Source organism: Aeromonas sp. 9A, assembly GCF_963900955.1.
Classification (GTDB): Bacteria; Pseudomonadota; Gammaproteobacteria; order Enterobacterales; family Aeromonadaceae; genus Aeromonas; species Aeromonas salmonicida.
The window spans coordinates 3888897-3909811 of the sequence record NZ_CAWRFG010000001.1; the positions used below are offsets into that span (position 1 = coordinate 3888897).

At 60.3% G+C, this 20915-nt stretch carries 19 protein-coding genes; 9 read left to right on the forward strand and 10 right to left on the reverse strand.

The window, feature by feature from the left end; translation table 11 throughout:
- Positions 1-3 precede the first annotated feature (3 nt).
- The 3 genes from AACX78_RS17940 to AACX78_RS17950 form a co-directional block, all read right to left on the reverse strand.
- On the reverse strand, positions 4-315 hold the full coding sequence (locus AACX78_RS17940; protein WP_159167010.1) for a hypothetical protein: 312 nt from the start codon (positions 313-315) through the stop codon (positions 4-6).
- A 410-nt stretch (positions 316-725) separates the two neighbouring features.
- Complete coding sequence (gene recJ, locus AACX78_RS17945) at positions 726-2456, reverse strand: single-stranded-DNA-specific exonuclease RecJ (protein ID WP_159167011.1); 1731 nt, start codon at positions 2454-2456, stop codon at positions 726-728.
- Positions 2422-3138, reverse strand: a complete 717-nt coding sequence (locus AACX78_RS17950; protein WP_159167012.1) for a disulfide isomerase DsbC N-terminal domain-containing protein — start codon at positions 3136-3138, stop codon at positions 2422-2424. Before AACX78_RS17950 ends, recJ begins: the two co-directional genes overlap by 35 nt.
- A 258-nt stretch (positions 3139-3396) precedes the next feature.
- On the opposite strand from AACX78_RS17950, the gene mscL reads away from it, so the two are divergent.
- On the forward strand, positions 3397-3804 hold the full coding sequence (gene mscL / locus AACX78_RS17955; protein WP_159167013.1) for a large-conductance mechanosensitive channel protein MscL: 408 nt from the start codon (positions 3397-3399) through the stop codon (positions 3802-3804).
- 333 nt (positions 3805-4137) lie between these two features.
- The gene (locus tag AACX78_RS17960) at positions 4138-5424 is read left to right on the forward strand and encodes a diguanylate cyclase domain-containing protein (RefSeq protein WP_445206868.1); all 1287 of its coding nucleotides are present in this window, start codon (positions 4138-4140) and stop codon (positions 5422-5424) included.
- Here the strand turns inward: AACX78_RS17960 and xerD are convergent.
- On the reverse strand, positions 5421-6332 hold the full coding sequence (xerD, locus tag AACX78_RS17965; protein ID WP_159167014.1) for a site-specific tyrosine recombinase XerD: 912 nt from the start codon (positions 6330-6332) through the stop codon (positions 5421-5423). The two genes, AACX78_RS17960 and xerD, sit on opposite strands and share 4 nt — an antisense overlap.
- 205 nt (positions 6333-6537) lie before the next feature.
- Here xerD and fldB point away from each other — a divergent pair, with 205 nt between their 5' ends.
- The 4 genes from fldB (at position 6538) to AACX78_RS17985 (ending at position 10516) form a co-directional block, all read left to right on the forward strand.
- Positions 6538-7056: a flavodoxin FldB gene (fldB, locus tag AACX78_RS17970; protein ID WP_005317454.1), complete on the forward strand. Its 519-nt coding sequence runs from the start codon at positions 6538-6540 to the stop codon at positions 7054-7056.
- A gap of 196 nt (positions 7057-7252) precedes the next feature.
- Positions 7253-8653, forward strand: a complete 1401-nt coding sequence (locus AACX78_RS17975) for a TldD/PmbA family protein (RefSeq protein WP_159167015.1) — start codon at positions 7253-7255, stop codon at positions 8651-8653.
- Positions 8653-9993, forward strand: coding sequence for a TldD/PmbA family protein (locus tag AACX78_RS17980; RefSeq protein ID WP_159167016.1), 1341 nt, complete (start codon positions 8653-8655; stop codon positions 9991-9993). The genes AACX78_RS17975 and AACX78_RS17980 overlap by 1 nt, the downstream gene beginning before the upstream one ends.
- Before the next feature lie 217 nt (positions 9994-10210).
- Positions 10211-10516 (forward strand): hypothetical protein, encoded by a 306-nt coding sequence (locus AACX78_RS17985; RefSeq protein ID WP_005317463.1) that lies wholly within the window; start codon positions 10211-10213, stop codon positions 10514-10516.
- An 83-nt stretch (positions 10517-10599) separates the two neighbouring features.
- Here AACX78_RS17985 and AACX78_RS17990 read toward each other — a convergent pair whose 3' ends face one another.
- The 5 genes from AACX78_RS17990 to AACX78_RS18010 form a co-directional block, all read right to left on the reverse strand.
- Positions 10600-11520 carry a L,D-transpeptidase family protein gene (locus tag AACX78_RS17990; RefSeq protein WP_021138156.1) on the reverse strand — a complete coding sequence of 307 codons (921 nt, stop codon included), beginning with the start codon at positions 11518-11520 and terminating at the stop codon, positions 10600-10602.
- A 265-nt stretch (positions 11521-11785) separates the two neighbouring features.
- The gene (locus AACX78_RS17995) at positions 11786-13069 is read right to left on the reverse strand and encodes a glycosyltransferase (RefSeq protein WP_159167017.1); all 1284 of its coding nucleotides are present in this window, start codon (positions 13067-13069) and stop codon (positions 11786-11788) included.
- The gene (locus AACX78_RS18000) at positions 13069-13944 is read right to left on the reverse strand and encodes a TauD/TfdA dioxygenase family protein (protein ID WP_159167018.1); all 876 of its coding nucleotides are present in this window, start codon (positions 13942-13944) and stop codon (positions 13069-13071) included. Before AACX78_RS18000 ends, AACX78_RS17995 begins: the two co-directional genes overlap by 1 nt.
- 10 nt (positions 13945-13954) lie before the next feature.
- Positions 13955-14929 carry an L-tyrosine/L-tryptophan isonitrile synthase family protein gene (locus AACX78_RS18005; RefSeq protein WP_021138153.1) on the reverse strand — a complete coding sequence of 325 codons (975 nt, stop codon included), beginning with the start codon at positions 14927-14929 and terminating at the stop codon, positions 13955-13957.
- A 544-nt stretch (positions 14930-15473) separates the two neighbouring features.
- A complete protein-coding gene (locus AACX78_RS18010) occupies positions 15474-16322 on the reverse strand; it encodes a patatin-like phospholipase family protein (protein ID WP_159167019.1) in 849 nt (282 codons plus the stop codon).
- Positions 16323-16465: 143 nt separating this feature from the next.
- Here AACX78_RS18010 and AACX78_RS18015 point away from each other — a divergent pair, with 143 nt between their 5' ends.
- The 3 genes from AACX78_RS18015 (at position 16466) to fumC (ending at position 20304) form a co-directional block, all read left to right on the forward strand.
- Positions 16466-17830: an endonuclease/exonuclease/phosphatase family protein gene (locus AACX78_RS18015; protein WP_201302892.1), complete on the forward strand. Its 1365-nt coding sequence runs from the start codon at positions 16466-16468 to the stop codon at positions 17828-17830.
- A 229-nt stretch (positions 17831-18059) separates the two neighbouring features.
- Positions 18060-18809 carry a dipeptidase PepE gene (pepE, locus tag AACX78_RS18020; protein WP_159167021.1) on the forward strand — a complete coding sequence of 250 codons (750 nt, stop codon included), beginning with the start codon at positions 18060-18062 and terminating at the stop codon, positions 18807-18809.
- A gap of 100 nt (positions 18810-18909) precedes the next feature.
- Positions 18910-20304 carry a class II fumarate hydratase gene (gene fumC / locus AACX78_RS18025; RefSeq protein ID WP_159167022.1) on the forward strand — a complete coding sequence of 465 codons (1395 nt, stop codon included), beginning with the start codon at positions 18910-18912 and terminating at the stop codon, positions 20302-20304.
- Between the two features lie 66 nt (positions 20305-20370).
- Here fumC and AACX78_RS18030 read toward each other — a convergent pair whose 3' ends face one another.
- Positions 20371-20763, reverse strand: a complete 393-nt coding sequence (locus AACX78_RS18030) for a DUF1090 domain-containing protein (protein WP_058393767.1) — start codon at positions 20761-20763, stop codon at positions 20371-20373.
- Positions 20764-20915: the final 152 nt, after the last annotated feature.

The following is a 20915-nucleotide window of genomic DNA, read 5'->3' on the forward strand; positions in this document are numbered from 1 at the left end:
CGCTCAGCAGCAAGCCGGACACGAGTCACCGTGGCAGAAGCGAAATTGCAGATGCTGGCCGAACAGCAGCCGTTTATGAAGGTCCCCCAAGTAGCTGGACAGCTGCCTGAGGTAGATGAGGGGCAGGAAGAACAACAAACCACAGAGCAAACCCAGGATGTCGTGCTGGAACCAGGCCAACAGCATCTGGCCGAAATGGGGGTGATTGGCCCCCTCCAGCCGGCGCCCCTGCTCGACGCCGAGCCGCCAATGAGCGGCAGGTGGCAGACTGACACTGTTTGCCAACCCTTGATCGGACGGCTCGTGCAGTTGCATCCGGGCCGCAGACACAACAGATGCCGGCTGATCGGATGCAGTGACCCCTGCCGCGGTAAACGCAGCAAGCCACAGTAAGCAGGCGATGGCGAGAGCCATCCATCCCGGCGGTGATCGGCCAAGGGGTGGCAAAAGGTCAGACTCCTTGAAAAGGCAAGGGATTGAACGGGGGCGAATATATCACAGGTACGCTATTTATTGAATTCTTGCATCCAGTATGAAGCAAGACTTGATGTAAAACACCCACTTTACCCACAAAACCGGCATTTAAAAGCTGGGATAAAAATGGGGGCGTATCGGCCCATCTCGTTGTCATTCGAGTCCATCAGGTGTGATGAGCGCCGTCTCCGATAACAAAACGGCCACCCGAGAGTGGCCGTTTTCATCAACAGAGAGCTATCGCTGCCGGACTAAAGACCGGCCGCCTCCAGATGCTCCACCAGCAGTTGCACGCTGCGGTTGCCACGCCACTCGTTGACGTCGAGCCGGTAGACCAACCGCACCCGCTTCACCGAGGCGTCCGGCCAGCGCTTGAGGTCGACCCCGAAGGCGATGGCATCCACCGCATGGCCCGAATCCGTGGTCAGCATCATCTTGAGGTGTTTCTCCCCCACCAGCCGCTGCTGCACCAGCACGAATTCGCCGTCAAACAGCGGCTCGGGGAAGGCCTGGCCCCAGGGGCCGGAGGCGCGAATAAGCTCAGCCAGCTCAAGGCTGAGCTCATCCGACAGCAGTTCGCCGTCGGTGAGCAGTACCCCGGTCAGCAGCTCCGGGGTCACCAGCTCACTGATCACCGTCTCAAACGCCCGGCCAAAGGCCTCGATATTGGCCTTGGGCAGGGTCAGCCCCGCCGCCATGGCGTGGCCGCCAAATTTGCCCATCAGGCCCGGATGGCGGGTATCGAGCAGTTCGAGGGCATCGCGCAGATGCACACCGGGAATGGAGCGACCTGAACCCTTGAGCTCGGTCTCGCTGCTCTCGGCAAACGCGATCACAGGCCTGTAGTACTTCTCCTTCACCTTGGAGGCCACCAGCCCCACTACCCCCTGATGCCACTCGTCTCTGTGCAGCACTATGCCGGAAGGCACCTCGCCATCGCGAAAGCGGATCTGCTCCAGGGTGGCGAGTGCCTCCTCCTGCATCCCCTGCTCGATCTCCTTGCGCTCCTGATTGAGGCTGTCCATCTCGGAGGCGAGCTGGCGCGCCAGATTGAGATCATCGCTCAGCAGACAGGCGACCCCGAGGGACATGTCATCGAGCCGGCCCACGGCATTGAGACGCGGTCCCAGCGCGAAACCAAGGTCGGCGGCGGTGAGGCGTCGGCCATCGCGGCCCGACACGTCCACCAGCGCCTGAATGCCGGGACGGCAGCGACCAGCGCGGATCCGCTGCAGCCCCTGATGCACCAGGATGCGGTTGTTGCCATCCAGCGCCACCACGTCGGCGACTGTGCCGAGCGCCACCAGATCCAGATAATCCGCCACATTGGGGGCACGAATGCCCTGGCGCTCATACCAGCCCAATTGGCGCAGGTGGGTGTTGAGGGCCGCCATCAGATAGAAGGCCACCCCCACCCCGGCCAGGGACTTGGAGGGGAAGTCGCAGCCGTGCTGGTTGGGGTTCACTATCGCATCGGCAGCAGGCAGCTCCTGGCCCGGCAGGTGATGATCGGTAACCAGAACCTGCATGCCGGCCGCCTTGGCCGCCGCCACCCCGGCGATGCTGGAGATACCGTTGTCCACCGTGATGAGGAACTCGGCGCCGCGTGCCACCGCCAGCTCGACTATCTCCGGGGTCAGGCCATAGCCGAATTCGAAACGGTTGGGCACCAGAAAATCGATGTGGTGGCCGCCCATGGCCCGCAATGCCAGCACGCACAGGGCCGAGCTGGTGGCGCCATCGCAGTCAAAATCACCGACGATCAGGATGCGCTGCTGGGCGGTCAGCGCAGCTGCCAACAGGGGCACTGCCTGCTCCATGCCGAACAGGCGCTGGGGCGGCAACAGCTGGCTGGCGCTGCGCTCGAGCAGGGCAGGATCCTCTACCCCCCGGCTGGCAAAGACTTGACGAAGCAGTGGGTGCAAAGTAGCGGGCAGATGGGAATCATCAACTCGCGGACGACGACGGATTTGCAGGGGCATTGATGTGATCCAGTATCTTGAGCAGTTGGTCAGGGCTCTGATAACCCCGCACCAGATCCCCGTTTGGCAGGACCCAGCTCGGCAGCGCCTTGATCCCGAGCCACTGGCTCAGGCCGATATGATGGGCAAGGATCTCATTACAGCCGGTCGCAGGCAAACGATCACTGAGCTCAAGTTCGCTGAACAGGCCAGGATCGCACCAGAGCGCCTGTGCCTCTACCACATCGGCGAAGGTACCCAGCGCTGGCAGTAACTGCACACTCACCCCCTGTGCCTGCAAAATGGGCAACTCATCCAGCGCGGTACGGCAGTTGCGGCAGGTTAGATCGGTAAACAGGGTGACGCTGTGACGCTCGGGCTCGGCCTTGAGCTGCATACGCCGTTCGCCAATCTGGGCCAGCGCCCGCTGACGTTGCTGACGCTGACCCAGCATGGTGAGGTTTTTCATGTCGTGGCCCAGATCCAGCATGATGCCCTGAAGCACATAGTCGCCTCCGGCATCGGTATAGAGCGGCCCCTGACTGGTGCCCAGCATGAAGAGACCGGGCATGGGGGTTTCATCCACCAGATAGACCTGCACCCCGAGGCGCTGCTCTATACGCTGTTTCAATAATTGGGGATCCATCCCCGCGCTGGCAGCAAAGGTGCACAGCAGCATCATTCCCAGTAGTAAATGCTTCACTCTTTTACTCACTTGGCATGAACGAATGGACTCACAAGGTAACTCAGGCCATGTCCTGGCCTCAACTTGTTAATTACTGATTGATTAATAGAGAGACCTGCAAAAAAATCCCTCCCTGACAGGTTGCCAATTGGGCAGCGGCCCAGCAAGCTAACCGTGACGACAGGAAAAAAGCGGCCATCCTCTGGTTTCCTGATGCTTGATTATTCAAATTTTGATGCGGCGACGGCTGCAATTTACCCATTTTTGGAGGGAAACATGAGTCTGATTCAAGAGTTCAAGGCCTTTGCCGCCCGAGGCAACGTCATCGACATGGCGGTCGGTATCATCATAGGTGCCGCCTTCGGCAAGATAGTCTCCTCCTTCGTGGGCGACGTCATCATGCCCCCCATCGGCCTGATCCTGGGCGGTGTGGACTTCAGCGATCTGGCCGTGACCCTGAAGGCTGCAGAGGGTGCAACCCCGGCCGTGGTCATCGCCTACGGCAAATTTATCCAGACCATCATCGATTTTCTGATCATCTCCTTCGCCATTTTCATGGGGCTCAAAGCCATCAATACTCTCAAGCGCAAGCAGGAAGAGGCTGCAGCCCCCACAGGTCCCACCAAGGATCAGGAGCTGCTGAGCGAAATTCGTGATCTGCTCAAGTCACAACAAGGCAAGTAAACAGCTCATATAAGCAGCGACCACATATCACGATGCCCATCAGCTATGGTTATACCTATTCCATCGCTATATAGGCATCGTGATTATGTCAGTGACCCCCTCATCCAGCTCCAACCACAGTTTTATTCTTCGCTTTCTATTTTTGTTGGCGCTGCCTCTTGTTTTGACAACGCTGGGCAGCGCATATCTTTTTTCTGTGATGCAAAAAAACACTCTGCTGAATACAATGCGTTTTTTTAATGACAGCACTGGCCAGCAATGGGATAACTCGCTATCTTCTGTCGAACGACAAATAAACATCATCATCGATGACATTAAAAAAAAGATGGTCAATTGCCGATTTCCTTGCGCACCAGATATCACGACATTTGGCAATATCTTCTTTATCCTGAAGGACCGATAAAGACGGTTTATTATGTATTGAAAAATAATAAGCAAGCCAACTTCTCGCTGGCATCCATGCCACAGGATATCAATGTAACCCAACGAACCTGGTACCAGAATGCGATGGAAAAGCCAGGTACCAGTATCTGGAGCTCACCTTATATTGATGCCGTTCAAAAAACACCTGTCGTGACGCTTTCTCACGCAGTACTGAATAATCAAGGCAATTTTCTGGGGGTAATCGGAATAGATCTCAACTTGAAGGTTTTTTCAGCCCGAATTGGCAGGCTGCTGGAGAGCGGTGACAAGGTCGGCTATATGCTTTACGACCGAGGCAGCAGACTGGTTATCGCCCACAGTGATCCGCTTGAAAACGGCATGCCATTGGTCACATCCTGGACTGATGAACTGAAGGGTCGCAATGGCTCATTCATGAGTATGGATGGAGAGCTCATCGCTTACCATGCATTGCATAATAATCCGTCCTGGCTGGTCATCACAGTGTTCCCTTTTACCAACAGTTTTCTGATTGGTGAAATGTTGCCCACAACATTAATCAGCCTGATATTGTCTCTCTCTATCTTTACGCTGGTCGCTATTATTTTCAGACAGCGACTGGAGCATACAATAAGCACATTGGTTCAAGTGGTTCGCCAATTAAGAGTCACACCAGCAGGACAACAAATTGTGATCCCAAAACTGGCCGGCATTGAAGAGCTGGAAGATGAAATAGTGATGATTTCAGACAAAATGCAGGCAGAGACAGAGAAATCTCTGCGTGATGCTTTAACCGGTTTATACAACCGCCGCCATCTGGAAGAGATCCTGGCCACGCTACACAGAGATAATCACCAATACATATTGGCGATTATCGACATTGATAACTTCAAACGAATCAATGATACCTATGGCCATCCAATCGGCGATGCCGTCTTAAAGCGCACCGCTCAGCTCGGTAACCAATTGCTGGAGGAACACGCAACCCTTTGCCGCTTTGGGGGAGAAGAGTTTGTCGCTATTTTTGAACAGACTGACATTGCCAGCGCGCAGCAGTTGATGGAGCTGTGGCGCGCCAGCATGGGTCAGCAGGATTGGCGTGAACCAGGCTTGAGCGTCTCCTTTAGCGGTGGCATTGCCGAATCCCTCGATACCCCACCGGACAGTGTGATGGCCCGCGCGGATGCTGCCCTCTATCAGGCAAAGCAAACGGGCAAGAATCGCTTGCAGCGCGCTTAAGCCCGGGGATGGTGCTCGCCGTGCAGCGCCTTGAGCCGTTCGTTGGCCACATGGGTATAGATCTGGGTAGTGGAGAGATCGGCGTGGCCCAGCAGCATCTGCACCACCCGCAGATCGGCGCCGTGATTGAGCAGATGGGTAGCAAAGGCGTGGCGCAAGGTGTGGGGAGACAACTCCCCGCGGATACCGGCACGCTGGGCATAGAGCTTGATCCTGTGCCAGAAGGTTTGACGGGTCATCATGCGGGCCTGCTTGGAGGGAAATACCACGTCCGAGCTGGTGCCCCCCAGCAGCAGGGTGCGTGCCTCCCGGTAGTAACGCTCCAGCCAGTGCACCGCTTCCTCCCCCATGGGCACCAGTCGCTCCTTGTTGCCCTTGCCCACCACCCTCACCAGCCCCTGACGCAGGCTGACATGCTCGGCGGTGAGCCCCACCAGCTCGGATACCCGCAGCCCTGTGGCGTAGAGCAGCTCCAGCATCGCCTTGTCCCTCAGCTCCAGCGGGTCATCCACCAACGGTGATTGCAACAGCGCTTCCACCTCGGCTTCACTCAAATCAGAGGGCAGCTTCTTGGGCAGTTTGGGCCCCTCCAGCAGCACGGTCGGATCATCGCTGCGTAGCTTTTCGCGGTTCAGATACTGATAAAAGCGGCGCAGGGCAGACAGAAAACGGGCCGTGCTGCTGGCGGCGAACTGGTGATCCACCCGCCAGGCGAGGTAGTGCTGGATCTCATCCATCCCGGCCAGCAGCAAAGAGCTGCCCTGCCCGTCGAGCCAGAGGGCAAATTTTTCCAGATCGCTGCGATAGGAGCTGACAGTGTTGTCAGACAATCCCCGCTCCAGCCAGAGGGCGTCGAGGAAGGGTTCGATCAGGGGATGATTGTGCACGGCAGGCGCTGGCTTGGTCATGGTATTGGGTCTTGGGCAAACGGTGGCACATTGTAGCGCGCCAGGCGCCGGGCGACAGCGGGATCTGAGGGCCTGCACCACGCTTGCCCCGTGAAGGGCGTCGGTCTATCTGCTAAACTGGCGCCCCTCCCTGTTGCCTCCGGGCGCGTACGCCCCACGCGCCGCCAGGATGAAGAGCGATCTGTTTTACGGTAAGGACAGTGCGATGAAGATAGGTTTGTTTTACGGTTCCACCACCTGTTACACAGAGATGGCCGCCGAGAAGATCCGCGCCCTCATTGGCCCCGAGCTGGTCGATATCCATAACATCAAGGATGTGCCCCTTGTCCGCATGCAGGAGTACGACATCCTGATCCTGGGCATCTCCACCTGGGATTTCGGCGAACTGCAGGAAGATTGGGAATCCCGTTGGGAAGACATAGCCGATGTCAATCTGGAGGGGCGCATCATAGCCCTGTTTGGCATGGGCGATCAGCTGGGCTATGGCGAATGGTATCAGGATGCCCTCGGCCTCCTGCACGATCAGCTGGTGCCCAAGGGGGTCAAACTGGTGGGTTACTGGCCAAACGAAGGGTACGAGTTCGACGCCTCCAAGGCGCTGATCGACGATGGCCGGCATTTCGTCGGGCTGGCCCTCGATGACGCCAACCAGTATGACCAGACCGAATCTCGCATCGAGCAGTGGGTCGACCAGATCCTCGGCGAGATCCACGAACTGTTGTGAGCCCCTGACCGGCGGCCAGTGTCCCGATGCATTGGCCGTCCGGGCGCAGTTATCGCACCGATTTTCTCAATCGGTATCATCGCTTGACGCTATAGCGACTTTTTTGTGCTGGTCTGCAACAATGCAATCGACACCCCATAACACAATCAGAACGGGTGTCGGAAGCAAACAGGAACAGACCAGAAAAGGATATTCTATGACCCCATTCTCCCTGTTGGCCCCCGCCATTGCCCGCGACGTACTCGATCACGCGCTACGGCTTGGGGCTGACTTCGCCGAGCTGTTTGTGGAGCGCAAGCGCCGCAGCCAGCTCAGCCTGCTCTCCAGCCAGATAGAGAACATCAGTGGCGGCCTCGATTTCGGCATAGGCGTGCGCCTGTGCTACGGCCACAAGGTGCTCTACGGCTACACCAATCTGGCCAGCCGCGACGAGCTGCTGCGCATCGTCACTCTGCTGGCGGCCAAAGACAGACGCGACCCAGTGGTGACCGCCACCGCCTTCGATTTCACCCGATTGACCGATCGCAACCCGGTGGCGTTGCCGCTGTCGGCCGACAAGCAGCTGGAGCAGAAGATTGCCTATCTGCACGCCATGGATGCGGTGGCCCGCGCCGAAAGCAGCAAGGTGAGCCAGTTCTCCGGCAATGTACTGGGCTGGGAGCAGGAGGTGGAGATCTTCAACAGCGAAGGGTTGCAGGTGAGCGATCGCCGCCACTACAACCGCATCATGGCCCAGACCATCGCCGTTGAGGGGAGCGAACAGAGCGTAGGCTATGAGGCTCCCGGCGCCCTGATGGGCTGGGAACACGCAGATCGTATCGATCCGCGCGAGCTGGCCCTCACCGCCACTCGCCAAGCGCTGGTGAAACTCGGTGCAGCCCCCTGCCCGAGCGGCACCCTGCCGGTCATCATGGAGAGCGGCTTTGGCGGCGTCATCTTTCACGAGGCCTGCGGCCACCTGCTGGAGACCACCTCGGTCGCCAAGAAGGCCTCGGTATTCCACGACAAGATGGGCCAGCTGATCGCCAATCCGGCAGTCAGCGCTGTGGATGAAGGCTTGCAGAGCAACGCCTGGGGTTCCATCAACGTCGATGACGAAGGGATGGCGACCCAGCACACCCAGCTCATCAAGGACGGCGTGCTGACCGGTTTTCTGGTGGACAGAATGGGCGCCCTCAAGACTGGCTACGCCCGGACCGGCTCGGGAAGGCGCGAATCCTACAAATACGCCCCCACCTCGCGCATGCGCAACACCTATATCGAACCGGGCAACCACAGCCTCGACGATATGCTGGCCACAGTCGAGCACGGCATCTATGCCAAGAAGATGGGGGGCGGCTCGGTGCAGCCGGGTACCGGCGAGTTCAACTTCAACGTGCAGGAGGCCTATCTCATCGAGCACGGCAAGATCACCCGCCCGCTCAAATCGGCGACCCTGATCGGCACGGGCCCGCAAGTGCTCAAAGAGATCTCCATGGTCGGGAGCAATCTGGCGCTGGCCGCCGGCATGTGCGGCTCCGTCTCGGGCTCGGTACCCACGTCTGTCGGCCAACCCGCCTTGAAAGTTGACAAGATCCTGGTAGGAGGGAACGCCTGATGAGCACACTCGATATGAACAACCTGCTCACCCGCCTGCTGGAGAAGGTCGCCGATCTGGGCGCCGAGGCGGATATCATCGCCAATCAGGACAAAGCCTTCTCCCTCAAGGCCGACAAGGGCGAGCTCGGGGAATACAAGGTCACCAGCAGCCAGCAACTCGGCATTCGCCTTATCAAAGAGGGTCGGGTCGGCATCGCCTACTCGGAATCCCTCGATGAGCTGGCGCTCGATGCCATGCTGCAGGATGCCCTCGATGCCAGCCGCTTTGCCAAGGTGGACGCAGATCAGCACATCTCGGTGGCCAATAGCCGGATCACCACCGACTGCGCCGAAATCAACCAGCCCGATACTACGCCGGTGGAGGAGAAGATCGCTCTGACCCTGCGCCTCGAAGCGCAGATGCTGGCATTGCCGGCCGTCACCGGAGCCCCCTACAACGGCTTCTTTGAAGGTGAGAGCCAGCTCTGGCTCGCCAACAGCAAAGGTACCTTCTGCCAGCACAGTGAATTCAGCGTCGGCTGCTATACCTCGGCGCTGGTGGAGCGGGATGGCCGCCAGTCGATGCACTCGCAAGGGCAGTATGGCCGCCGCTTCGACGAGCTGGATAGCCAGACCCTTGTCGAACAGATCTACGCTGTGGCCCATGACCTGTTGCCGGGGGAAGCGGTACCGAGCGGTCACTACAGCGCCATTTTCAGCACCAACTGCTTCGCCAGCCTGTTTGGCTGCTTCCAGGCAGCGCTCTCGGGCAAGTGGGCCCAGCAGGGGATCAACCCCTGGCGAGACAAGGTGGGCCAGTCTGTGGCCTCTCGCTGGCTCACCCTGGAGAGCCGGGCCTATATGCCGGGCGGCATGAACATCAAGGCGTTCGATGGCGAGGGGACAGCCACCTCGGATCTGTTGCTGATTGGCGAGGGAGAGCTGAAAACCCTGCTCCACAACAGCGCCACAGCCCACCACTTTGGCGTGGCGAGCAACGGCTCGGCCGCCCGCAGCGCCCGCAGCGCGCTGGATGTGACCACTCGCCATCTGGTGTTTGGCACAGGTCCCCACAGCGAGGCAGAGGTCAAAACCGGCGAGTATCTGGAGCTGGTCAAACTCGATGGCCTGCACTCAGGGGCTGATGCGGTGAGCGGTGACTTCTCGTTCGGCGCGTCAGGGTTCCTGTGCCGGAATGGCGTGCGAGTCCAGCCGGTGCGCGGCATCACGGTCGCAGGCAACTTCTACCGCCTGCTCGGCGAGCTGGAAGCGGTCGGTGACCGTCTGCAGCACAACGATGGCAAGGGCTTCTACGCGCCGCTGATCCGTTTCGGTGGTTTGAACATTGCGGGCAAGTAACCCTCGCATTTAAAGAGAAAATGGCACTTTGTCCCGTTCTGAACAGCAAGAGGGCAACCCCAAGGGTTGCCCTCTTTTTTATTCTGACCTGTGGCTTGGAGCTTGCCGGCTAATGGTCAAATAATGCTCATGCCCCGCCTGGCACCGTCGATACTGACAATGCAAGGCAATGAAAACGCGGTTTCCTACCAAAGTGCAAGACAATATGGAGGTCTGCATGAAGACAATCGCAATGGCGATCACCCTCGCCACACTGGGCATATCGATGGCACAGGCCGCTTCGGCAAGCAGCACAGGACGCATCACCTTCAGCGGCGCCATCGTGGAAGATGCCTGCCGCGTCAACCAGCAAGAGAAGCAGATGCAGGTCACCTGCCTCTCCGGCCCCTCACAAACAACCGAGACAGTTGATCTGCAACAGCTGGCAAGAGAGGCGTCAATGAGCCTCTCCCACAGTCAGGTTTCCTACCAGTGGGTCGATGAAGGCCGCACAATGGCGATCGTCACCATCAGCCACAAATAATCCCACTGCCGAGGACAGAAACAACAACGGCGACCATAGGGTCGCCGTTGTCATTACCGAGTCTCACATTCAAGCCATCAGGCTCAGGGGTTGAGACGCGTCGGCATACCGGTACGCTGTTCCAGCACCTGTTTGACCACATTGGAGTCGCTGTCGGCATGAGCGATGAAGCGAGTAATGGCAGGAGTCATGGGAAGCGGCACGGACGCCGAGGAGTTGAACTCTTCCTCATTGCGTGACAGTGGCTCATGGACTTCCATGTAGCGACCGCCATCGGGCTCGACCGTGGACTTGACCGGCTGATTGACGAACTGGACGCGGGTGCCGACCGGCACGTTGTCAAACAGATACTTGATGTCGTCGGCGCGCAGGCGCACGCAGCCGCTGCTCACTCGCAGACCGATGCCGAAGGTGGCGTTGGTACCGTGGATGGCATACAGGTTGCCGATATAGAGGGCATGCAGACCCATGGGGTTGTCCGGACCCGCTGGCCAGACCGCAGGCAGTGTCTTGCCCTGGGCCGCATAACGGCGACGGATGTTCTCGGTCGGAGTCCAGGTCGGGTTGGCACGCTTGCGTTCAACCTTGGTGATCCAGTTTTCCGGGGTATTCACACCCAGCTGGCCGATACCGATGGGCAGCACTTCGACGACATTCTTGCCTTTCGGGTAGTAATAGAGGCGCATCTCGGCCACGTTGATGACGATACCTTCACGGGGCGCATTCGGCAGGATCAGCTGATGAGGAATGATCAGCTTGCTGCCCGGTGTCGGCAGATAGGGATCGACCCCGGGGTTGGCTTCCATGATGTTGGTCAGACCCAACTGGAAGTCGGAGGCGATCTGCTCCAGCGGGCGATTGTCCGCGGGTACCACATACTCCAGGTTCTCACCGATCAGGCGGCTATTGGCAGCGGGCAGCTGGTATTCAACGGCAGCAGCCTGATAGCTGACCAGCGTCAGCGTAAATAAAAGGGCCGAAGCGGCAGTGCGAAAAGGATTCATAAAATTCCTGTGTGGTTTCCTGTACCAAGTTGGCCGGGGGCCGTGTCATCCTCGGTCTGACCTGTGACGAGTCACCTGGCGCCCGAGGCCAATCACCGAGCGCGCATTCTTCCCTGAGTCGGACAAAATTTCAACGTCAGGATGGCTCTTTTTGCATGAACAGTCTATTCACTGCTCCTGACTTGTCATTTTTACCCTTGCCAAGCTAACAATCAGAAAATGAGTAGAGCATGAACAAAAGGGAGACCCATGGGTCTCCCTCTCTTCAGCAGGCTCTGGCAAGCAGGCGGGCTACAGCCTCCCTGATGGCGGCCCTGGCATCCAGCCTACCCATCTCGTCGGCCAGCAGGTGCGCCCGTGCCCGATAGCGCGGCTCGTGCACCACCTTGCGCACTGCCGCAGCCACGGCCTCTGCCGTCGGCTCGTTGCTGTGCAGATTGATGCCAACGCCACTCCACGCCACCCGGGTGGCCACCTCGGCCTTGTCCTCCCCTGTGCCAGCCACCACCAATGGCACACCGTGGGCCAGTGCGGCCTGCACAGAACCATAGCCGCCGTTGGTCACCAGCACGGCGGCACGGGGCAGCGCCAGCTCGAACGGCACATGGTCGGTGACGATCACATTGGCGGGGATGGATGGGCCCAGCAGCGCCGGATCCCGCCCGCCCGTGGTCAGCAGCAACTGCACCTCGTCACCCGCCAGCCCCTGCATGACCGGGATCAGCAGTTGCCCCAGATCCACGTTGGCCAGGGTGCCCTGGCTGACAATGACCAGCGGCCGACCATCCAGCCGTTCCCACCAGGGCGGCGGCGTCAACGCAATCCGGGGTGGCAGCAGGGGGCCGATATGACGGATCAGCCCCTCAAGCTCCGGCCGCTCATATTCAAAGCCGGCGCAGGAGAGCTGCAGGAAGGCATCCGGCGCCGTCACCATCACATCGGTGAAGGGGGCCGCCAGCGGCGGCGCCCCCGCCTCGGCCAGGGCAGCATCGAAGCTCTGCTGCACCTCGGCCTGCAGTCGCCGGGTCTGTTCATCCAGCCAAGGCAGCTCGCCAAGGGAGTGGCGCAGCTCGGGGGCGATGCGCGGGCCGTAGAAGATGGCATCCAGGCTCGAGAAAGAGACGGGGTTCACCCCCAGCATCAGGATGGGAAGGCGCTGGCTGCGGGCCTGTTGCAGCAGCGGCAGCACTCCGTAGAAGCCGTTCTCCAGCAGCAGCAGATCCACCCCCTCTTCAGCGATCAGCGCCCGCAACCGGCTGTCATGTTGCGGGATGGGCGCGGCGAAGAAACGCCTGAGTGCCAGCGCCATCTGGGCAGTGCCGCTCAACTCGGCACGCTCGGGGAAGTGCTGCTCCAACGCCCGGTAGTCAAAATCCACCTCGGGGGAGAAGGACACAAATTCGGCGCCGCTCTGGCGGATCCCTTTTTCGAACAGGGCCCCGCACAGCATCAGCACCCTGTGCCCCTCCCCCACCAGCAGGCGGGCCGCCGCCAGCATGGGGTTGACGTGGCCGGGAGTGGCGGTGGCCGCCAGCAAAATGGTCGCCATCACGCAGCCCCTTGCGGCGCCAGCGCCGGGTTGAGGCAGAGCGGACTGGCCTGGATATGGACCCGCTGGATATGGCGTGCCGAACGGGCGGTGAAGCCTTCCCGCCCGTGCAGCAGGCCGAAGTTGTCGGCAATCACCACATCCCCCGGCTGCCACTGGTGAGCATAGAAGTAGCGGGGATCATAGAGTCGCTCGTGCAAATCCTGCAGGAAGGCGGCCTGATCCTCGGGCGGGATCCCCTCAATCTGCAGCGCATGCTGGTTGAGGAAGCGAACCCCCTCGCGCGGCGGCTCGTTGTAGCGCATGACGGTCTCGCCGCTCACAGGATGAGGCACCAGCAGGGGCGAGCTCACCTCGCCGCCGTAGTGCACCACCTGCTTGATGCGATAGGTGATCCGCACCCGCTCCCAGCGGGCCAGCCGCTCGCCATCGAGATCCACCAGCAGCTGGCGGGTATTGATGAAGGTGGTGCGTCCACCCTCATCGGCGGCCGGTGCATGCACGCAGTGAAACAGCTGGAACTCCGGCACGGTTGGCTTGTACATGCCATCCCAGTGCAGCGGCACATAGCTGGAGTCGAAGATGTGATCGGTGGCGTTCTCGTGCTCTTTCACATCCAGCACGGCGCCGAAGGGCCACATCATGATCTCGCCCCAGCGCTCGGCGTAATGGGTCAGCCGCTCGGGGTCGACAAAGCCCGAACCAAATCCACGCAGGATCAGCACGCCGTGGCGACGGGCCAGTTCGCGCAGCGACCCGACCGGCAGAGCCTGCACCGGCTGCTCGCTCCTGGCCGGTTCGATCAGCAGGCCAAAGGGAACCTGGGGATGGATACGGCAGAGCTCGCCGCCGAGGGGAATAATGGATGCAGTCATGGTGAACTCCTCAGGCGGCGGCCCGTTTGCTGTGGATCAGGTAGTGGCTCGGACGGCCGTGGATATGGACCAGTTCATGCTCCAGGGCCAGCACGTCGCGCCGCTTCATCAGCACGAACTGGCCATCCAGATTGGCCGCGACCCCGTGCCAGGGAGTGAGCCAGTCATCCCGGGTCGGCAGCATGTGAATGCCCATCTTCAGGCTGTGGCTGGCCTGGGGGTGGATGGAGAGACGGATGGCCTCGGGGAAGCGCTCCGCCAGCAGCTTGCCCCAGGCGCGGCTGCGTTGGATCACGCCGTGGGTGCGCGACTTGGCATCCCGCTGCAGCGCCGTGTTGGAGAGTGGCGTGTCCGGCAGCTGACTGTCTTCATACAGGAAGCGGGTCATGGCACGATAGAGACGAACCCCCTCCTCCGTGGTCTTCACCTCCTCGCTTATCTGCGCCAGCGGCTCGGCATAACGCTCAACCAGCTGTTCACGCAAGGTGTCGAAATCACGGCTGGCGCAGAACTCGGCCATGCCCGCCACCATCCCCAGGTGAAAGACCCCGAGGTGGGTCGCCCCCAGCTCCAGGATCAGCTGCTCTATGTGGGCCTGATAGGCATCGATGGCCGGGTCCGATACCCGGATCAGATCGCCGAAGACATGGCCATCCGAGCAGATCAGGATCCGCATGCCGGGCCGGTAGTGCAGCTGGATACGCTGGCAGAGGTGATTGAGAAAGCTGAGGGAGAGGCGCTCCGCCATGTCCGGCAGGGTGCCAAGTACCTTGTTCGGGTTCGGCGACTTGGTGGGAAAAGCGGGCAAGACGCAGGTGATGGTCTCGCCCCGCTCGATGAAGGCCTGCAGCCGGGGGATCTGGATGGCCGCCACCTCCTGCTCTTCGCTGTGCCGGTCCAGGATGGGATCGGGAAAGCGGCGACGATAGGGCAACAACTCGGCAAATATCTCACGGGCAATTTGATGGGAAGATAAACCACTCATTATTCCGGCTCCTTTAGGCAGGATAAAATCAATAAAGATGACTCTTTATCAATGCGTCCAGTCTCTGTCGTTATTATGGATGTATCCGTTTGCTACCCAAACGAATCGAGAGGGGACAGTAGCCGAGATGAAGTCAGGCTATCAATTCGCCATTAATGTAAAGAGATTCAACCCAGCGCTAACAATCTATTTCGCATAAGCTAACTCACCCTATGCATATGAATAAAAACAGATTTAATAAATATTAAAACGTATTAAAAAACACCAATCAGGAAAGTTCCCCACCGGCTCTATTAATCCGTCACAATTTGACTCGTGGATTATTTAGCTCAAATTAATAGTGATATTTTCTCATGCCGGCAATGCTGACCATTTTGTTTTAAATATCGCAAACTATTATCCAGCTGCATATTAAGACGACGAGCAGGGCGTGAGCTTTGGCAATCAAGACGGGGAGTGGCGGGCGAAGTGATTCATCACTGACCCGCAGCGGCATTGCCATGGTTTTTCATGGTAGCGGCCCCGGGCGGAGCCGCCAGACGATTCAAAACTGGGCCCGGTCGGCCGCCAGATAATCCAGGGCCGCCTGCCAGCCCATTTGGTAACCCTGCTCCAGCCGCCCCTTGTCTGTGGTCATGCGACCGACCCGAAAGCCCGCCGGCGGGTGGATGAGCCGGATGTGACAATCCGCCGGTGGCTGACGGATGAAGTCGATGGCGTCGTTGTAGCTGTGATGGCGAGCCAGGCTGGCGCGAGCCAGAGCCGGGGTCTGGCGCAGCAGATAACGGTGCAGGGCCGGCAGACGTGGCGCCCGCTTGCGATAGCCGAGGGGGCGGGAGAGTACCACGGTAATATCGCGCGCCCCCTGTTCGTAGGCGTAACGCACCGGAATGGAGTCGGCCACCCCACCATCCGTCATGGCCTCCCCGCCGATGCGCACGAAGTCGCGATAGACCAGGGGCACAGAGCAGGAGGCCTTGATCTGCTGCTCCAGCTCGGCCGCGTTCCCCTTGAGGTAGGCGGCCTGGCCGTCCGAGACCCGGGTGGTCACCACTGTCAGCGGCACCGGATTGACGGCAAAGCGGGCTAGATCGAGTCTGCACTCGCGGATGGTGATCGCCCACAGCCAGTCGAGATCGAGCCAGTGACCGCCACGCACGAACCTGGCCAGACTGATGAACTCGGGGCGGCAGGAGTAGTCCGTGATGACGCTGTGGTTGCGTCCCCGCTGACCGGCCAGAAAAGCCGCCAGATTGACCGCTCCCGCCGAGACCCCGATACAGTGATCAAACGCCGTCCTGCCCTGTGCCAGAAAGGCATCCAGCACACCGGCGGCAAAAATGCCGCGCATGGCGCCCCCCTCGACCACCAGGGCCGTTTGCCGCCGACTCATCTCACCTCCCGCTGAATTTGCTCTGTGAATGGACTCACACTTTGACCCATCCGGTGCCCATCCCCACGTTGCGCTCCCTATAATGGGCGCGCCTCTGCTCTGGTGCCATGAGGTATAACTTATTGATGCTACGGAATATTACAATGAAAAAAATCAGCAAGTCCCTACTCGCCGCTGCCATTTCCCTCGGATTGATGGCAGGCTGTAACAGCCAAAACGACTCCGAGACCCCGACCCCCATGGTTCGCTTCGCAACTTTCAACCTCTCCTTTGATCGCACCGCTCCCGGCATGCTGAGCGGGGAACTGGCCCTGACCCGCGCCGAGCAGGACAGCCTGCTGGCTCGCCTCGCCGACGGCACCTTGAGCGGCGCAGAGAAGACCAAGGCCCTGGACGTGCAGCAGATCCGCAATATCGCCGAGATAGTGCAGCGCACCCGGCCGGACGTCTTCCTGCTCAACGAGTTCGACAACGACGGCAAGGGAGCCGGCACCGCCGATCTGAAGGCGTTCAACGACAACTATCTGGCCCACGCCCAGCACGGCGAGGTGACCGCCATCAGCTACCCTGTGCTGCAAAACTTCGCCACCAACACCGGCCTGATGAGCGGCCATGACCTCAACCAGGATGGCAAGGTCAACACAGGGCCGGACGACGCCTGGGGCTTTGGCAACTACCACGGCCAGTACGCCTTCGCCGTCATGTCCCAGTACCCCATCGATACCAAGCAGATCCGCACCTTCCAGCACTTCAAGTGGAAGGACATGCCGGGCGAATCGAACCCTGTCATCGACGACTGCAGCAACCCCAAGGCCCCGATCCCGGCGGGCCGCCAGTGTGGCGATGCCTGGTATGACGACGCCGCCTGGCAGCAGTTCCCCCTCTCTTCCAAGAACCACGCCGACGTGCCGGTGCGCATCAAGCGCGGCAACAAGGAGGAGGTTATCCACTTCCTCATCTCCCACCCGACCCCGCCCATCTTCGGCAACGCGGCGCGCCACAACGTCAAGCACAACCGCGCCGAAGTCGCCTTCTGGCAGGACTACGTGGAGACCGCCAGCTACATAGTGGATGACGCGGGCAAGGCCGGCGGCCTGGCCGAGGGCGCCAAGTTCGTCATCGCCGGGGATCTCAACGCCGATCCCCAGATTGGCGACGGGGATCTCACCGCCATTCAGGATCTGCACAACCATGTGCTGGTCAACCAGGCGGTCACCAACGGCGCCATCATTCCGGTCAGCCAGGGCGGCCCCGAATGCCTCGCCAGCCAGCCGGATCAGTGCAAGCGCAACAACAAGCGCCCCACCCCGGAGCGCATCACCAGCAGCAGCGGCCTGCAGCTCGATCACCTGCTGCCCTCCGCCAACCTGAACGCGGTCGCCTCGGGCGTGTTCTGGCCCGCCAGCTTCGAGCCGGGCTATCACCTGGTGTACGACGCCAAGCTGGGCATCGCCAAGGGAGTGAGCTCGGATCACCGGCTGGTGTGGGTCGACCTCAAGCTCGACTAACTTGATGGTGTTATCAACAATCAGGGGGCCCGCGGGCCCCCTGATTGTTTTCAAACAAAGTGAACCGCCCTTGGTCACGGCAAGCGCCAAGGGGCGCAGCAATGGGGGCGATTGCCAAGGTGGAGCGACGGGATCACAGAACCCGGGCACCAATGAGGCTAGAATGGGGACTCTTGTCGCCAGGCTCTGGCGATGATGCCTCCGCTTTCACTCATCGAGGACACGCTTCATGGAACTGCTTCTTCTCAGCAACGGTAAAGCCACTGAATTTCCGGGTCTGCTCGGTTGGGCCCGGGATAGGGTGCAAACCCTGCTCGCCCGAAAACAAGTCAAACGCATACTTCTGATCCCCTACGCCGTGATCCGCAGCGACTGGGATGCCCGCGCCCGCGATCTCACCGAGAGTCTGGGGGTAGAAGCCATCAGTATTCATCAGTTTGATGACCCTGTGGATGCCATCAATCAGGCTGATGCCATCTTCATCAGCGGTGGCAATACCTGGCGCCTGAACCAGCTACTGCACGAATATGGTCTGGTCGTGCCAATCCAGCGCGCGGTACGCGAGCGGGGCGTGCCCTATGTGGGCTGGAGCGCAGGCTGCAATGTGGCAACCCCCAGCATTCGCACCACCAACGACATGCCGGTGTGCAACGCCGCCGTGCTGCCTGCACTGGGCCTGTTCCCGCTGCAGATCAACCCTCATTATCTGGATGCCAGCATCAGCGGTCACATGGGCGAAACCCGCGACGAACGTCTGGCGGAGTTCTGCGCCATCAATCCGAGCGAACATGTGGTGGCCCTGCGCGAAGCCAGCCTGCTGCAGATAAGCGGTGAGAGTAGCGGCGACACCCTCGAATACTGGAGCGCCCGCGGCGAGAGCTACAAGATCTTCAAACACGGCGAGGAGGTGCAGGAATTCATGGATGCCACCCCGCTGGCTAAGTTGACCCCCTTTAGCCCTCACAAAAAGGGGGCATAGAGGTGAGGTGCTGATCTGAGCCGCCGAACCGGCGGTTTGCCATGCTGTAAGGGGCAAGGGATCTTCCCTCGCCCCTTGTTTTGTTAGACGGGAGTATGCGATGACGACACGGATCGAACACGACAGCTTCGGGGAGATAGAGGTGCCGGCCGAACGGCTGTGGGGCGCCCAGACCCAGCGCTCCCTGCTCCACTTCGACATCTCGGGGGAACGCCAACCCGCCGAGCTCATCTGCGCCCTGGCCCGTATCAAGTCTGCTTGCGCCCGGGTCAATCACGCCAAGGGGTTGCTGCCCGCCCGCACGGCCCAGGCCATCATGAGCGCCGCCGATGAAGTCCTGTGCGGCCTGCATGAGGAAGAGTTTCCACTGCGCGTCTGGCAGACAGGCTCGGGCACCCAGACCAACATGAATGTCAACGAGGTGCTGGCCAACCGGGCCAGCGAGCTGCTCGGCGGTCCGCGGGGGCAGGGCTGTCTCGTCCATCCCAACGATCAGGTCAACCTCAGTCAGTCGAGCAATGATGTCTTCCCGAGCGCCATGAACCTGGCCGCCGTCACTGCCATTACCTTGCAACTGCTGCCCGCCCTGATCACCCTGAGCGCGACGCTGGCCCGCAAGGCCCACGCTTTCGACGATATCGTCAAGATTGGCCGCACCCACTTGCAGGACGCCACCCCGCTCACCCTGGGGCAGGAGTTCTCCGGTTGGGTTGCCCAGCTGGAACAGGGGGAGCGCCACATTCGAGCCGCCCTGCCCCATCTTTGCGAACTGGCACTGGGGGGCACGGCCGTCGGCACCGGCCTGAACACGCCACCCGGTTTTTCCGATGCCGTGGCGGCCACCCTGGCGGAGCAGACGAGCCTGCCCCTGGTGAGTGCTCCCAACAAATTCGAGGCGCTGGCGAGCAGCGATGCCCTGGTTCATGCTCACGGCGCCCTCAAGACGCTGGCCGCGTCACTCATGAAGATCGCCAACGACGTACGTTGGCTGGCCAGCGGCCCCCGCAGCGGGCTCGGTGAGCTGCTCATTCCGGAAAATGAACCCGGATCCTCCATCATGCCCGGCAAGGTCAACCCGACCCAGTGCGAGGCGCTCACCATGCTGTGTGCCCAGGTGATGGGCAACGACGTGGCGATCAACATAGGCGGCGCCAGCGGCAACTTCGAGCTGAACGTCTTCCGCCCACTGATCGCCCATAACTTTTTACAGAGCGTGCGCCTGCTGGCCGACGGCATGCAGAGCTTCCACGACCACTGCGCCACCGGCATCACACCCAACCGGGCCCGCATAGACGAGCTGCTGGCCGGCTCCCTGATGCTGGTCACGGCACTCAACCCTCACATCGGTTACGACAAGGCGGCCGAGATAGCCAAGCGGGCCCACAGTGAGGGGCTCAGCCTGCGGGAGGCCGCCATCGCCTCCGGCCACCTCACGGCGCAGGAGTTCGATGCCTGGGTAGTGCCCGCCAACATGGTGGGGCGACGGGGGATCTGACATGAGTGCCTGCTGAAAAATGAAAAAGCCGGGCATGCCCGGCTTTTTCATTGTGCAATTCGTCGTTCAGGGTTTGATCAGCTTGCTCAGGGCATCCAGCTCGCTCTGGGCCGCCAGCAACTTGGCCTGGGCCTCTTCCAGCTTTGCCTGCTTCTTGGCGATCTTGTCCGGCTTGCCCGACACACGCGCATTTTGCAGCTCGAGCAGCCGCTCATTCACCTGCTCTTTCAGCTTGGCTACCCGTTGCTGCTGCTCCTTGAACAGACCGTCATCGGTACAGTGGGCCTCTATGTTGCGCAGCGCCTGCTCCAGCCCGGCTATCTGATCCGCATTATTGTGCGCCTTGGCGAAAACCAGCTGATCCGCCACTGCCTGTTGCCGAGCCTTGCAGCCGACCTGCTGGCTGCCATAAGCCTGACCGGCCAACAGCAGCATACTTATTCCGAAAACCTTCCACATAACGACCTCATTCCTCTGTCATGTTTGATGGTCGCCTATCAGACCGTACTCGGCCAACCGGGTCAAGTCATGCGCAAACCGGTACGACAGAGTTTGTGCAACATCACGCCAATACAGGCCGGCCGGGTCTACAATGGTGTTTTCGTGATGGA